At 66.7% G+C, this 12,449-nt stretch carries 13 protein-coding genes; 1 reads left to right on the top strand and 12 read right to left on the bottom strand.

Annotated features, from left to right (window positions below; genetic code table 11):
• Window positions 1-51 precede the first annotated feature (51 nt).
• Complete coding sequence (locus AC57B8_RS03545) at window positions 52-522, top strand: VOC family protein (RefSeq protein WP_496478663.1); 471 nt, start codon at window positions 52-54, stop codon at window positions 520-522.
• Window positions 523-553: 31 nt separating this feature from the next.
• On the opposite strand, the gene AC57B8_RS03540 is transcribed toward AC57B8_RS03545, so the two are convergent.
• The 12 genes from AC57B8_RS03540 to hisS form a co-directional block, all read right to left on the bottom strand.
• Entirely contained in the window at window positions 554-1,078 is a 525-nt protein-coding gene (locus tag AC57B8_RS03540; protein ID WP_062480750.1) for a phosphoribosyltransferase, read from the bottom strand.
• Window positions 1,079-1,095: 17 nt separating this feature from the next.
• Window positions 1,096-2,427 carry an adenylosuccinate synthase gene (locus AC57B8_RS03535; protein ID WP_062480752.1) on the bottom strand — a complete coding sequence of 444 codons (1,332 nt, stop codon included), beginning with the start codon at window positions 2,425-2,427 and terminating at the stop codon, window positions 1,096-1,098.
• A 22-nt stretch (window positions 2,428-2,449) separates the two neighbouring features.
• Window positions 2,450-3,610, bottom strand: a complete 1,161-nt coding sequence (locus tag AC57B8_RS03530; protein WP_070061002.1) for an ATP phosphoribosyltransferase regulatory subunit — start codon at window positions 3,608-3,610, stop codon at window positions 2,450-2,452.
• A gap of 44 nt (window positions 3,611-3,654) precedes the next feature.
• Entirely contained in the window at window positions 3,655-3,843 is a 189-nt protein-coding gene (locus tag AC57B8_RS03525; RefSeq protein WP_062480756.1) for a DUF2065 domain-containing protein, read from the bottom strand.
• Between the two features lie 37 nt (window positions 3,844-3,880).
• Window positions 3,881-4,768, bottom strand: coding sequence for a protease modulator HflC (gene hflC / locus AC57B8_RS03520; protein ID WP_062480758.1), 888 nt, complete (start codon window positions 4,766-4,768; stop codon window positions 3,881-3,883).
• A 17-nt stretch (window positions 4,769-4,785) separates the two neighbouring features.
• Complete coding sequence (hflK, locus tag AC57B8_RS03515; protein ID WP_496478662.1) at window positions 4,786-6,162, bottom strand: FtsH protease activity modulator HflK; 1,377 nt, start codon at window positions 6,160-6,162, stop codon at window positions 4,786-4,788.
• 74 nt (window positions 6,163-6,236) lie between these two features.
• Window positions 6,237-7,406 carry a GTPase HflX gene (gene hflX, locus AC57B8_RS03510; protein WP_070061004.1) on the bottom strand — a complete coding sequence of 390 codons (1,170 nt, stop codon included), beginning with the start codon at window positions 7,404-7,406 and terminating at the stop codon, window positions 6,237-6,239.
• A gap of 53 nt (window positions 7,407-7,459) precedes the next feature.
• The gene (gene hfq, locus AC57B8_RS03505; RefSeq protein ID WP_056582504.1) at window positions 7,460-7,705 is read right to left on the bottom strand and encodes an RNA chaperone Hfq; all 246 of its coding nucleotides are present in this window, start codon (window positions 7,703-7,705) and stop codon (window positions 7,460-7,462) included.
• A gap of 164 nt (window positions 7,706-7,869) precedes the next feature.
• Window positions 7,870-9,213: a ribosome biogenesis GTPase Der gene (gene der, locus AC57B8_RS03500; protein ID WP_062480763.1), complete on the bottom strand. Its 1,344-nt coding sequence runs from the start codon at window positions 9,211-9,213 to the stop codon at window positions 7,870-7,872.
• A gap of 66 nt (window positions 9,214-9,279) precedes the next feature.
• Window positions 9,280-10,422, bottom strand: coding sequence for an outer membrane protein assembly factor BamB (gene bamB / locus AC57B8_RS03495; protein ID WP_496478661.1), 1,143 nt, complete (start codon window positions 10,420-10,422; stop codon window positions 9,280-9,282).
• A 12-nt stretch (window positions 10,423-10,434) separates the two neighbouring features.
• Window positions 10,435-11,127, bottom strand: a complete 693-nt coding sequence (locus AC57B8_RS03490; RefSeq protein ID WP_159271539.1) for a YfgM family protein — start codon at window positions 11,125-11,127, stop codon at window positions 10,435-10,437.
• A gap of 6 nt (window positions 11,128-11,133) precedes the next feature.
• A complete protein-coding gene (gene hisS, locus AC57B8_RS03485; RefSeq protein WP_496478660.1) occupies window positions 11,134-12,444 on the bottom strand; it encodes a histidine--tRNA ligase in 1,311 nt (436 codons plus the stop codon).
• Window positions 12,445-12,449: the final 5 nt, after the last annotated feature.

Raw genomic sequence — 12,449 nt, 5'->3', positions numbered from 1 at the left:
CCACGGTCCCCGTTTCAACATCCGATTCAAGAAAGAAAGGCAGGTCCCGCCATGGCCATTCACGAGCTGTTTCCGTACCTCTGCGTCGACAACGCCGCCGCCGCCGTCGACTTCTATTGCCACGTGTTCGAGGTGAAGGAAATCTTTCGACTGACCGAGCCCAACGGCCGCATCGGGCACGTCGAACTGGACTTTCACAACGGCGCGATCCTGATGATCTCGGACGAGTTCGCCGAGTTCAACATCCGCTCGCCCAAGGCGCTCGGCGGCAGCGCCGTGACGCTGCACCTGCACGTGGACGACGCCGATGCGCTGGTCGCGCGCGCGGTCGCCGCGGGTGCCACGCTGGACATGGCACCGCAGGATCAGTTCTATGGGGAGCGTTCCGGCGTCTTCCGCGACCCTTTCGGTCACCGGTGGAACGTGGGTCACAGCATCGAGAAGGTGACGCCGGAGGAAATGCAGCGGCGCTACACCGCGATGTTCGACACCCCCGGCGGCGGCAGCTGCAGCAGCAGCTGAGCGCGCCAGCCGGTGGTGCCAGGGCCGGTCATCAGACCGACCACTTCTCGATCAGCTTCTCGGCGCCGAGCGAGTCGTAGCCCTCGAAGGGCTGGTGGATCCACGGGTTGGTGGCCAGGAACTCCACCGAGTAGTCGGGCGTGAAGGTCGACAGTGCCTTGGTCCAGATGACCGCGCTGCGCAGCTCGGTGATCGGCTGGTAGTTGTTGCGCAGCATGTCCATCACGGCGTGCAGCGTGTGGCCCGAATCGGCCAGGTCGTCCACCAGCAGCACCTTGCCGGCGATCTCGCCCTTGGGGGTCGTGATGTAGCGGGCGATGTCGAGATGGCCCTGGATCGTGCCGGCGTCGGCGCGGTAGGAGCTGGTCGACATGATCGCCAGCGGCTTGTCGAAGATGCGCGAGAGCACATCGCCCGGGCGCATGCCGCCACGCGCCAGGCACAGGATGGTGTCGAACTCCCAGCCCGACTGGTGCACCTTGATCGCGAGCTTCTCGATCAGGTTGTGGTACTCGTCGTAGCTGACGTAGAGATGTTTGCCGTCTTCGGTCAACATGGGTCTTTTCTTCCTCTTCAGTCGGCCAAGTAAGGATGGCGCATCATGATCGTGTGGTCGCGGTCAGGGCTGGTCGACACCATGTGGATCGGCACGCCGGTGACCTGCTCGATGCGCTGCAGGTACAGCCGCGCGTTGACCGGCAGCTTGTCGTACTGCGTGACGCCCACGGTGCTTTCGGTCCAGCCTTCGAGCGTTTCGTAGATCGGCGTGCAGCGCTCGATCTCGTCCGCGCCCATCGGCAGGATGTCGGTGGTTTCGCCGTCGAGTTCGTAGCCGGTGCACAGCTCGAGCTTCTCGAGGCCGTCGAGCACGTCGAGCTTGGTGATGCACAGGCCCGACAGGCCGTTGACCTGCGCCGAGCGCTTGAGCAGCGCGGCGTCGAACCAGCCGCAACGGCGGCTGCGGCCGGTGGTCACGCCCTTCTCGGCGCCCACGGTGCTCATGTGGTAGCCGGGGGTGCCCGGCGTGGCCCAGTCGAGCTCGGTGGGGAACGGACCGCCGCCCACGCGGGTGCAGTAGGCCTTGGTGATGCCCAGCACGTAGTGCAGCATGCCCGGCCCCACGCCCGAACCGGCGGCGGCGTTGCCGGCCACGCAGTTGCTCGAGGTGACGTACGGGTAGGTGCCGTGGTCGACGTCGAGCAGCGTGCCCTGCGCGCCTTCGAACAGCAGGTTGGCACCAGCCTTGTGGGCGTCGTTCAACTCGCGCGACACGTCGGCCATCATGGGCTTGAGCAGCGCGGCATGGCGCATGGCCTCGTCGAACACGGTGTCGTAGTCGATGGCGGGCGCGCCCAGCACCTGCGTGAGCACGTGGTTGTGCAGCTCGAGCAGCACGCGCAGCTTGGCGGCGAAACGCTCGGGGTGCTTCAGGTCCTGCACGCGCAGCGCGCGGCGGGCGATCTTGTCTTCGTAGGCCGGGCCGATCCCGCGGCCGGTGGTGCCGATCTTCTCGATGCCACCCTTTTCGCGGTAGGCCTCGCGCGCGATGTCCAGCGCGGCGTGGAACGGCAGGATCAGCGGGCAGGCCTCGCTGATGCGCAGGCGCGAACGCACTTCGACGCCGGCTTTCTCCAGGCCTTCGATTTCCTCGAAGAGCTTGGCGGCCGACAGCACCACGCCGTTGCCGATGTAGCACTTGACGCCGGGCCGCATGATGCCGCTCGGGATCAGGTGCAGCGCCGTCTTCACGCCGTTGATGACCAGCGTGTGGCCCGCGTTGTGGCCGCCCTGGAAACGGACCACGCCCTGGGCGCTTTCCGTCAGCCAGTCAACCAGCTTGCCCTTGCCTTCGTCGCCCCACTGGGTCCCGACGACGACCACGTTTCTTCCGGTGGTTACGCTCATGCTCGTTCCATTGCTTAAAAATTCAGATCGCTCGGACACTCCATTGGCCGGCCTGCTCGACGAGCTCGCGGTCGCAATGGAATTCATCGATTTCGCTGCCATGTCCGGGCAGCACGCAGACAACCGTTTCGCCGGCCTTGCGCAGTTGGGCGATGGCCTCGCGCAGGCCGGCCGCGTCGCTCCAGGGCGCACGGATGGCGGCGCGCAGCGGACGGGCCGGCAGCACGCCGACGAGTTCGCGCACATCGAGGCTGAAGCCGACGGCCGGACGGTTGCGGCCGAACACGGCACCCACCTCGTCATAGCGGCCACCGCGCACCAGCGAGTCGGCCGCGCCCGGCACGTAGATGCCGAAACGCATGCCGCTGTAGTAGGCGTAACCGCGCAGGTCGGCCAGGTCGAAGCTGATCTGGCGCCCTGCCGTGCCGTTCAGGCCGGCGGCCAATTGCTTCAGGTCGGCCAGCGCCGCTGCCACGGTGGGCGTGCCCTTCAGGGCCTTGGCGGCCTCGTCGAGCACGGCCACATCGCCGTACAGGCCCACGAGGGCGCGCAGGCCGTCGCGTGAGGCGGCGGGGAAATCCTTGGTGAGCGCCTGCAGCTCGCTCGCGTCCTTGGCGGCCAGCGCGGCGTGCACGCGGGCGATCGCGGCGGCATCGACCGGCACGCCGGCGAACAGCGCGCGCACGATGCGGGCGTCGGCCAGGTCGACGATCACGCCGTCGCGCAGGCCGGCGGCGTCGAGGCAGTCGAGCGCCAGCAGCAGGGTTTCGGTGTCGGCTTCCAGGCCGGCGTGGCCGTAGATTTCGGCGCCGAACTGCAGCGGCTCGCGGGTGGCGTGCGGGCGGTCGGGCCGGGTGTGGACCACCGGGCCGCAGTAGCACAGGCGGGCCACGCCGTCGCGGTTCAGCAGGTGGGCATCGATGCGCGCCACCTGGGGGGTGGTGTCTGCACGCAGGCCCATGCTGCGGCCGGAGAGCTGGTCGACGAGCTTGAAGGTTTGGAGGTCGAGCGCCTCGCCGGTGCCCGAAAGCAGCGACTCCAGGTGCTCGAGCAGCGGCGGCATCACCAACTCGTAGCCATAGCCACGGGCGGTATCGAGCAGCTGGCGTCGAAGTTCTTCGATGTGGCGCGCCTCGGAGGGCAGCACATCGGCAATGTGATCCGGGAGGACCCAGGCGGACATGGGGATCGGGGGCGTGGTTAAACCGGGATTCTACCGGGCCCGAGCTACCCCAGAACCCAGAGCAGTACCAAACCCAGCAGGATGCTGCAAAGACCGAAGAAACGCAGCTGGCCATCGCGCAGCTGCAGCAGTTGGCTGAAGCCGCGCCGCCACCCGCCCGGCGAGACGAAAGGCAGGATGCCTTCGATCACCAGGACCAGCGCCAACGCGCTCCAGAAGGTGTCGGCGCTCACGGCTCCAGGCAGGACAGCGGAAACGGACGGCCTGTTGTTACTTGCGCGCCGAGCCGGAGCTCTGCATGGCGCGGAAGAAGTCCGAGGACGGGTCGAGCACCATCACGTCGCTCTTCTTGTTGAAGCTCTGCTTGTAGGCCTCGAGGCTGCGATAGAACTGGGCGAACTGCGGATCGCGGCCGAAGGCCTCGCTGTAGGTCGCGGCAGCCTGGGCGTCGCCCTCGCCCTTGATCTTCTGGGCGTCGCGGTAGGCGTTGGCCACGATCACTTCACGCTGGCGGTCGGCGTCCGCGCGGATCTTCTCGCCTTCGGCCGTGCCGGTGGAACGCAGCTCGTTGGCCACGCGCTTGCGCTCGGCTTCCATGCGGCGGTAGACCGACTCGGTGATGGCTTCCACGTAGTCCACGCGGGTGATGCGCACATCGACCACATCGACGCCCCAGGGCTTGGCACCCTTCACCACAGCCAGCACTTCTCGCTGCACGTCGGCCATCAGGGCTTCGCGGCGCACCGAGATCAGGTCGCGCACGGTGCGCTTGTTGATGTTTTCCTGGAAGGCGTTGCGCACCACGCGGTTCAGCTGCATGGCGCCCGCGTTCTCGTCGAGGCCGACGTTGCGGATGTAGGCCTGCGGGTCGGAGATGCGCCAGCGCACGTACCAGTCGATCACCACGCGCTGCTTTTCAGCGGTGAGCATGGGCTCGGTGTCGAGGCTCGAGAGCGTCAGCAGGCGCTTGTCGATGTACGACACGTTCTGGAACGGCGGCGGCAGCTTGAAGTTGAGGCCGGGCTCGGTGATGACCTGCTTGATCTGGCCGAGGGCATAGACCACGCCGAACTGGCGCTGATCGACCACGAAGAGGGTCGAGCTCAGCAGCACGAGCAGGACGAGGACCGAGGTGGCGATGAAACCGATTCTGTTCATGTTGTTCCGGGCCTTTCTCAGCGCACGTCGCGGTCACGCGAGCGGCCGTCACGGGCGCGCACGTCGGTGGTGGCGGGCGCCACCGGGATCACCGACGACTGGGTCGGTGCGGTGCCGGCCACGCTGGGGCTGGCGGCATCCACGGGCGTGGCTGTATTGCCGCCGCCTTGCTGCATCAGCTTGTCGAGCGGCAGGTACAGCAGGTTGGAGCCCTGCTTGCTGTCGACCAGCACCTTGGTCGTGCTGGCGTAGATCTGCTGCATGGCGTCGGTGTACATGCGGTCGCGCGTCACCTGCGGCGCCTTCTGGTACTCGGTCAGCACCGAGCTGAAGCGACCGGCGTCACCCTGTGCCTGCGCCACGATGCGGGCCTTGTAGGCCTCGGACTCTTCCTTCAGGCGCGACGAGGTACCGGTGGCCAGCGGCACGACATTGTTGGCGTAGGCCTCGGCGTCGTTCTTGGCGCGTTCGCGTTCCTGGCCGGCCTTGAGCACGTCGTCGAAGGCGGCCTGCACCTGCTCGGGCGGACGCACGCCGCCCTGCTGCAGGTTGATGCCGACGACTTCGACACCGACCTTGTAGCGGTCGAGGATGGTCTGCATCAGTGCGCGCACGCGGGGGGCGATCTGGTCGCGTTCTTCGGCGAGCGCCGCGTCCATCTTCATCTTGCCGACCACTTCGCGCACGGAGCTTTCGGCCACCTGCACGATGGTTTCAGCGGGCGACTTGCTCTCGTAGAGCCAGGCGCGCGCATCGCTCAGGCGGTACTGCACGGCGAACTTGATTTCGACGATGTTCTCGTCTTCGGTCAGCATGGCCGATTCGCGCAGGCCGGTGGAACGCACGATGGCGTCGCGGCCCACGTCGGTGGAACGGATCTGCGTGGTCACCACCACTTCGTGGCGTTGAATGGGGTACGGCAGGCGCCAGTTGAAGCCAGCATTCACCGTCGACTTGTAGCGGCCGAACTGCGTCACCACGGCCTGCTGGCCTTCGTTCACAATGAAGAAGCCGGTGCCGAGCCAGATCAGGACCGCCACGGCGGCCACGAGGCCGATGCCGAAGCCGGCGTTCTTCATGTCGGGCTTGTAGCCGTTGCCGCCACCGCTGCCGGTGCCGTTGGGGCGATTGCCGCCACCCTTGCCACCGCCGAAGAAACCGCCGAGCTTGCGATTGAGGTCGCGCCAGAGTTCGTCGAGGTCGGGCGGACCCTGGTTCGGGCCCTGGCCGCGCGGGCGATTGCCGTTGCCGTTGTTGTTCTGGTTGCCGCTCGAAGGCGGCGGGATCGGGGCGCCGGGGGGATCGGCATCGGGCGGCCGGTTGCCGGCCGGGCGGTCGCCGTTGGAGGACGGCTCGTCGCCGCGACCCCATCGGCCATCGTTCAGGTTGAACATGCCCAGAAACCCTCTCCGCGCTGGCTTTGCATTCATTCGCTTCGTTCTCGTGTCAGTGGCGGGATTGTGCCCAATCAAGGGGCCGCATCGTGCAATTCAGCGTCCGCCTCAGGGGTCATCGTATCGGCGACGGAACCCGACTGCCGGGCCAGCTCGGCCCGCAGCAACGGCAGGCCTTCACCGGTCTTGGCGCTGAGGAAGATGCGGGGAACCTGCACGCCGTCGATTTCCATCTCGTCCTGCAGATGCAGCGGATGTTGCGCGCTTTCAAGGGCGTCGAGCTTGTTGAACACCAGCAGTTGCGGCACGTCGCCTGCGCCGATGTCCTGCAGCACCGACTGGACCTCGGCCATCTGCTCGGGATAGTGCGGGTTGGAGGCATCGATCACGTGCAGCAGCAGGTCGGCATCGACCGCCTCCTGCAAGGTGGCCTTGAACGCATCGACCAGGCCGTGCGGCAGGTCGCGGATGAAGCCCACCGTGTCGGAGATCGACACCTGCCGGCGCGCATCGCCCAGGTAGAGGTTGCGCGTGGTGGTGTCGAGCGTGGCGAACAGCTGGTCGGCCGCATAGGCGCGCGCCTTGACCATCGCATTGAAGATCGACGACTTGCCCGCGTTGGTGTAGCCGACGAGCGAGATGTTGAAGGTCTCGCGGCGCTCGCGCTGGCGGCGCTGCGTGCTGCGCTGCTTCTGCACCTTGGCCAGGCGCTCGCGCGTGCGCTTGATCGACTCGTTGATCATGCGGCGGTCGAGCTCGATCTGCTTCTCACCCGGGCCGCCGCGCACACCCGCACCGCCGGTCTGGCGCTCCAGGTGGGACCAGCGGCGGACCAGCCGCGTGCTCAGGTACTGCAGGCGAGCCAGCTCGACCTGCAGCTTGCCTTCGTGCGAGCGGGCACGCTGGGCGAAGATCTCGAGGATGAGGAAGGTGCGGTCGTAGACCGCGACATCGAGCTGGCGTTCGAGGTTGCGCTGCTGCGCAGGACTCAAGGACTGGTCGAAGATGACCTCGCTCGCCCGGTGCATGGCGGCGAGTTCCTTGATCTCTTCGGCCTTGCCGCTGCCGACGAACAGCGCCGCATCGGGCGCCTTGCGCTTGCAGGCCAGGCGAGCAACGGGCGTCAGGCCCGCGGTTTGTGCGAGCAGGCCGAGTTCTTCGAGCTCGCTGTCGAAATGGGGCAGCCCGAAATCGACACCGACGAGAACGGCGGCGCCTTCCTGGCGGGGGATCGAATCAGACAAGCGGAATCAGATATGGAAAAAGCGCGGCGGGGTTGCCGCCGCGCTCCGCGCGATCAGGCGGCGGCGTCGTCGTTCTCGTTGGCCGAGAAGTTGACGGCACGACCCGGCACGATGGTGGAAATGGCGTGCTTGTAGACCATTTGCGTCACTGTATTGCGAAGCAACACGACGTATTGATCGAAGGACTCGATCTGGCCTTGCAGCTTGATGCCGTTCACCAAATAAATGGAAACCGGCACATGCTCGCGACGCAAGGTGTTCAGAAACGGGTCTTGCAGAAGTTGCCCTTTATTGCTCACGATATTCTCCGTGTTCAAGAGTAGTTGTTGGAGAGATGACCTTAACACAGGGTTTCTGCGCCGCAGCAATCGGGGTCAAAAGCCTTGAGAAAATAACGGTTCTCAAAAGACGGAACTTCCGCTCCTGCTGCGGCTCAACGGCTGCCATCGGCAGCCAAGCGCCCTCAGTTGTCCTTGTCCACGAACGGATTCTGCGAGCTTTTGAACTGGATCCGCAAGGGTGTGCCCACGAGGTCGAATTCCTTGCGGAAACGCCCTTCCAGGAAACGCTTGTAGGCGTCGGTCACATGCTCCAGCGAATTGCCGTGAATGATGATCACGGGCGGATTCATGCCGCCCTGGTGCGCATAGCGCAGCTTGGGTCGGAACATGCCACCGCGCTGGGGCGCCTGGAATTGCACCGCCTCCAGCAGCAGGCGCGTCAGCACCGGCGTCGACATCTTGCGCGTGGCCGACTTGTGGGCCTGCGCAATGGCCTGCCACACCGGACCCAGGCCCTGGCGCTTGATGGCCGAGATGAAATGCAATGACGCGAACTTCAGGAACGGCAGGCGGGTTTCGATCTGCCGCTGGATCTGCTCGCGCTGGTAGCTGTCGACCGCATCCCACTTGTTGATGGCGATCACCACCGCACGTCCGCTTTCGAGGATGTAGCCGGCGATGTGCGCGTCCTGGTCGGTCACGCCCTGCGTGGCGTCGAGCAGCAGCAGCACGACGTTGGCCGACTCGATGGCCTGCAGCGTCTTGACCACCGAGAACTTCTCGATCGCCTCGAAGACCCTGCCCTTGCGGCGCAGGCCAGCGGTGTCGATCAGCTCGAAGCGCTGGCCGTTGCGCTCGAACGGCACCGAGATGGCGTCGCGCGTCGTGCCGGGCATGTCGAAGGCCACCAAGCGCTCTTCGCCCAGCCAGGTGTTGATCAGCGTCGACTTGCCGACGTTGGGCCGGCCGGCCACGGCCAGCTTGATCGGCTTGTTGACATCGTCTTCGTCTTCCTCGTCGTCCGGGTCAGCCAGGTTCAGCGGCGCGAGCGCCAGCTCGACCAGGTCGCGCATGCCCTGCCCGTGCGCCGCGGACACGCCGTGCACGTCGCCGAAGCCCAGCTCGTAGAAGTCGACCAGCTTGGTGCCGTCGTGCATGCCTTCGGCCTTGTTGGCCGCCAGCACGCAGGGCTTGCCCAGCCGGCGCAGCTCGTTGGCGATGTCGTGGTCTTGCGCCGACAGGCCTTCGCGGGCATCGACCACGAAGATCACGACGTCGGCCTCGGCCACGGCCTGCCGCGTCTGCTTGGCCATTTCCTTGTAGATGCCGCTGCCGGCATCGGGCTCGAAGCCGCCGGTGTCGATCACGATGAACTCGTGCTTGCCCAGGCGGCCGTTGCCGTAGTGGCGGTCGCGCGTGAGGCCGGCGAAGTCGGCGACGATGGCGTCGCGCGTCTGGGTCAGGCGGTTGAAGAGCGTCGACTTGCCGACGTTGGGACGGCCGACCAGGGCCACGACCGGCTTCATGGCCGGCCTTTCGATGGCGCGGTTTTCATGGTCGGGCCTTGGAAGTAAGAGAAAGACAAAAAATGATTATTCAGGACGGTAGCCGAAGACACCGCCCTTGGCGGTCACGACGACCACCGTGTTGCCGGCCAGGACCGGCGTCACGGTGATGGCCGAGCCGTCGGGCGTGACGCGGTTCAGCAGCGCACCGTCTTCGCGCGACACGAAGTGCAGCGTGCCGGTGCTCTCGCCGATGATCAGCGAGCGGCCCACGGCCAGCGGCGCGGTCAGTTCGCGGTTCTTCAGGCGGCTCATCTGCCAGGCGCGTTCGCCGTCGGCGCGACGCCAGGCGGTGACGCTGCCATCCGATTCGGTGCCATAGAGAAAGCGCTCGTCGCCGCTCACGCCATCAGCGCCCGAGGCCGGCTTGCTCCAGAGCAGCTGGCCGCGCAGCGTGTCGACGCAGCCGACGCTGGCGTAGTAGGCGCGTGCGCAGACCGTGTCGCCGTAGCGGCTCACGCTGCCGGTCAGGTCGACCAGGCGTTCCACGTCGTTCGTGCCGCGCGGGGCGGCAATGGGCGCTTCCCAGCGCGAGCTGCCGTTGCCGGGATTCATGCCGACGAGTCGGCCGCCCAGACCGGCGACCAGCGTGTCGCCCACCGCGATCAGCACGCCCGACTTGCGCAGCACCAGGTTTTCGCCCGGGCGCTGCTGCTGCCACAGGCGACGGCCGCTCTGGCCGTCCCAGGCGCTGACGCTGCGGTCGGCGGTCTGCACGAAGACGCGGCGGCCGGCCACCAGCGGTGCGGTGAAGGCCTGGGCCGACAGGCGCTGCTTCCACAGCACCTTGCCGTTCTCGATGGCGACCACTTCGTTGTTGGTGGTGACCACGGCCGTCAGCGAACCGTCGCTGCCGACGCCGGCCGCCAGCGGCGCACCGGCGCTGGCGCGCCAGGTCTCGCGACCGGCGCGGGCATCGATGGCGACGACCGTGCCGTCGCTGCCGGCCACGGTCACGATGTCACCGCTGACATCGGCGGTGAGTGGGAATTCGACGCCCGGAATCCGCACGTTCCAGGCCTGGCGCACACCCATCAGGGACGGATTGGCCGGCAGCTCGGCGGGCTTGGGCTTGCCGGAGCCCGAGCAGGCGGCCAGGAGCGTTACCAGAACAAGAGCAGAACCCGCGCGCAGGGCGGTCGATTCAGGCATGAAACGCTTGAAATTCATGAGGATGTGCGATCAGGAGTTCTTGGGGACGGCGGGCGTCACGGTGACGGTCGGCGCCAGGGTCTTCGGGTCGACACCGACCGCGTTGAGCTTGATCTCGACCAGCCGGCGGTAGTCCGAGCCGGCGCCAAGGCCGGTCCAGGCCTTGCGGTACTCGGCCTGCGCCTCGTCGCGCTTGCCTTGCGCCATGTAGATGTCGCCCTTGCGGTCGGCCACCAGCGGTTCGAATTCGGTCGGCACCTTGCCGTCGAGTTGCTTGAGCGCGTCGTCGTAGGACTTGGCGTCGAGCAGTTCGGCCGCGAGCCGCAGCTTGGCGATGGCCTGGTAGCCCGGGTCGACGGCGTTCTGCGCGACCCAGCCCAGCGCGGCGCGCGAGCCGTCGGCATTGCCCTTGTCGAACAGCGTCTTGGCGACCAGCAGGCCGGCTTGCTGCGCGTAGGCGGTGCCTGCGAAGCGGTCCTTCATGTCTGTCATCACGCGCTGGATGCGCTCGACGTCGCCCGACTGCGTGCTGCGCTCGACCTCGTCATAAAGGGCCGCGGCCTGGGCTGCCTTGGTGCGCTGGTAGTACTGCCAGCCATTCCAGGCCACGAAGGCGCCGGCGACAAGCAGCACGGTCCAGGTGATCAGGGTGCCGTAGGTGTTCCAGAAATGCTTGAGCTGGTCGAGCTGTTCCTGTTCTTCGAGGTCGAGATGGGTGGCCATGCGCTGTCAGAGGTTGGGAGCCGGCGATTGTAGGGTGGCGGCCCAGGTGGTCACTTCAGCAAGTGAACGGGCGGACTGCGCGACGCTGGCGTCGCGCAAGGCCTTGAGAGTCACTTCACCGCGTGCAAGTTCATCGGCACCGAAGATCAACGCGTAGGTGGCGCCGCTGGCGTCCGCCTTGCGCATCTGCGCCTTGAAGCTCGCCAGGCCTTCGGCGGTGCTGGCGTGCATCTGCACGCGCACGCCGGTTTCGCGCAACTGCTGCAAGGCGCGCAGCACGACAGGCATCGAAGCGGCGTCGGGCACGATGGCATAGACATCGGGCACCGGTGCCGGCACTTCGGTGCCCTGCTCTTTCAGCAGGTCGAGCACGCGCTCGACGCCGATGGCCCAGCCCACCGCGGGCGCCGGCTTGCCGCCGATCTGGGCGATGAGGTCGTCGTAACGGCCACCGGCGCACACCGTGCCCTGCGCGCCGAGGCGATCGGTCACGAACTCGAACACCGTGAGGTTGTAGTAGTCGAGCCCGCGCACGAGGCGCGGGTTGATCGTGAAGGCGATGTCGTTGGCCTTGAGGATGGCCTGCAGCCCCTCGAAGTGCGCCAGCGATTCGGCACCGAGAAAGTCGATCAGCTTCGGCGCCGACTCGACCACATCTTTCATCGCTGGGTTCTTCGTGTCGAGGATGCGCAGCGGGTTGCTGTGCAGGCGGCGCTTGCCGTCCTCGTCGAGCTTGTCGGCGTGCTGCTCGAAGTGGGCGATGAGCTGGGCGCGATGCAGCGCGCGCTCGGCCGGCTGGCCCAGGCTGTTGAGTTCCAGGCGCACGTCGGTCAGGCCGATGGCCTTCCACAGCGCGGTGGCCAGCAGGATCAGTTCGGCGTCGACATCGGGTCCGGCAAAACCGAGCGCCTCGGCGCCGATCTGGTGGAACTGGCGGAAGCGCCCGCGCTGCGGCTTTTCGCGGCGGAACATCGGGCCCGTGTACCAGAGGCGCTTGGGGCCTTCGTAGAGCATGTTGTGCTCGATCACGGCGCGCACGAGGCCGGCCGTGTTCTCCGGGCGCATCGCCAGGTGCTCCGACTGCCCATGCTTGTCCGAACGGTCTTCGAAGGCGTACATCTCCTTCTCGACGATGTCCGTCACCTCGCCGATGCCGCGCACGAACAGCGCCGTGTGCTCCAGGATCGGGGTGCGGACGTTGCGGTACGCATAGCGCCCCATCAGCTCGCGCACAGTGGCTTCGAGCCACTCCCAGCGCGCCGATTCGGGCGGCAATATGTCGTTCATGCCTTTGACGGCATTCAGTTTTTCAGCCATGAGTC

It is taken from the genome of Variovorax sp. BGA-UO-ETr-C22 (assembly GCF_059567965.1).
The sequence above is the reverse complement of the archived record's forward strand: the minus strand, read 5'-3'. Positions and strand labels throughout refer to the sequence as shown.

What these genes read in the sequence shown, in the direction of transcription:
- hflC (WP_062480758.1), bottom strand. Translation starts at nt 4,768, where the DNA reads ATGAACAGAATCGGTTTCATCGCCACCTCGGTCCTCGTCCTGCTCGTG.
- AC57B8_RS03535 (WP_062480752.1), bottom strand. Translation starts at nt 2,427, where the DNA reads ATGAGCGTAACCACCGGAAGAAACGTGGTCGTCGTCGGGACCCAGTGG.
- AC57B8_RS03545 (WP_496478663.1), top strand. Translation starts at nt 52, where the DNA reads ATGGCCATTCACGAGCTGTTTCCGTACCTCTGCGTCGACAACGCCGCC.
- der (WP_062480763.1), bottom strand. Translation starts at nt 9,213, where the DNA reads ATGAAGCCGGTCGTGGCCCTGGTCGGCCGTCCCAACGTCGGCAAGTCG.
- AC57B8_RS03540 (WP_062480750.1), bottom strand. Translation starts at nt 1,078, where the DNA reads ATGTTGACCGAAGACGGCAAACATCTCTACGTCAGCTACGACGAGTAC.
- AC57B8_RS03530 (WP_070061002.1), bottom strand. Translation starts at nt 3,610, where the DNA reads ATGTCCGCCTGGGTCCTCCCGGATCACATTGCCGATGTGCTGCCCTCC.
- AC57B8_RS03490 (WP_159271539.1), bottom strand. Translation starts at nt 11,127, where the DNA reads ATGGCCACCCATCTCGACCTCGAAGAACAGGAACAGCTCGACCAGCTC.
- bamB (WP_496478661.1), bottom strand. Translation starts at nt 10,422, where the DNA reads ATGAATTTCAAGCGTTTCATGCCTGAATCGACCGCCCTGCGCGCGGGT.
- hflK (WP_496478662.1), bottom strand. Translation starts at nt 6,162, where the DNA reads ATGTTCAACCTGAACGATGGCCGATGGGGTCGCGGCGACGAGCCGTCC.
- hisS (WP_496478660.1), bottom strand. Translation starts at nt 12,444, where the DNA reads ATGGCTGAAAAACTGAATGCCGTCAAAGGCATGAACGACATATTGCCG.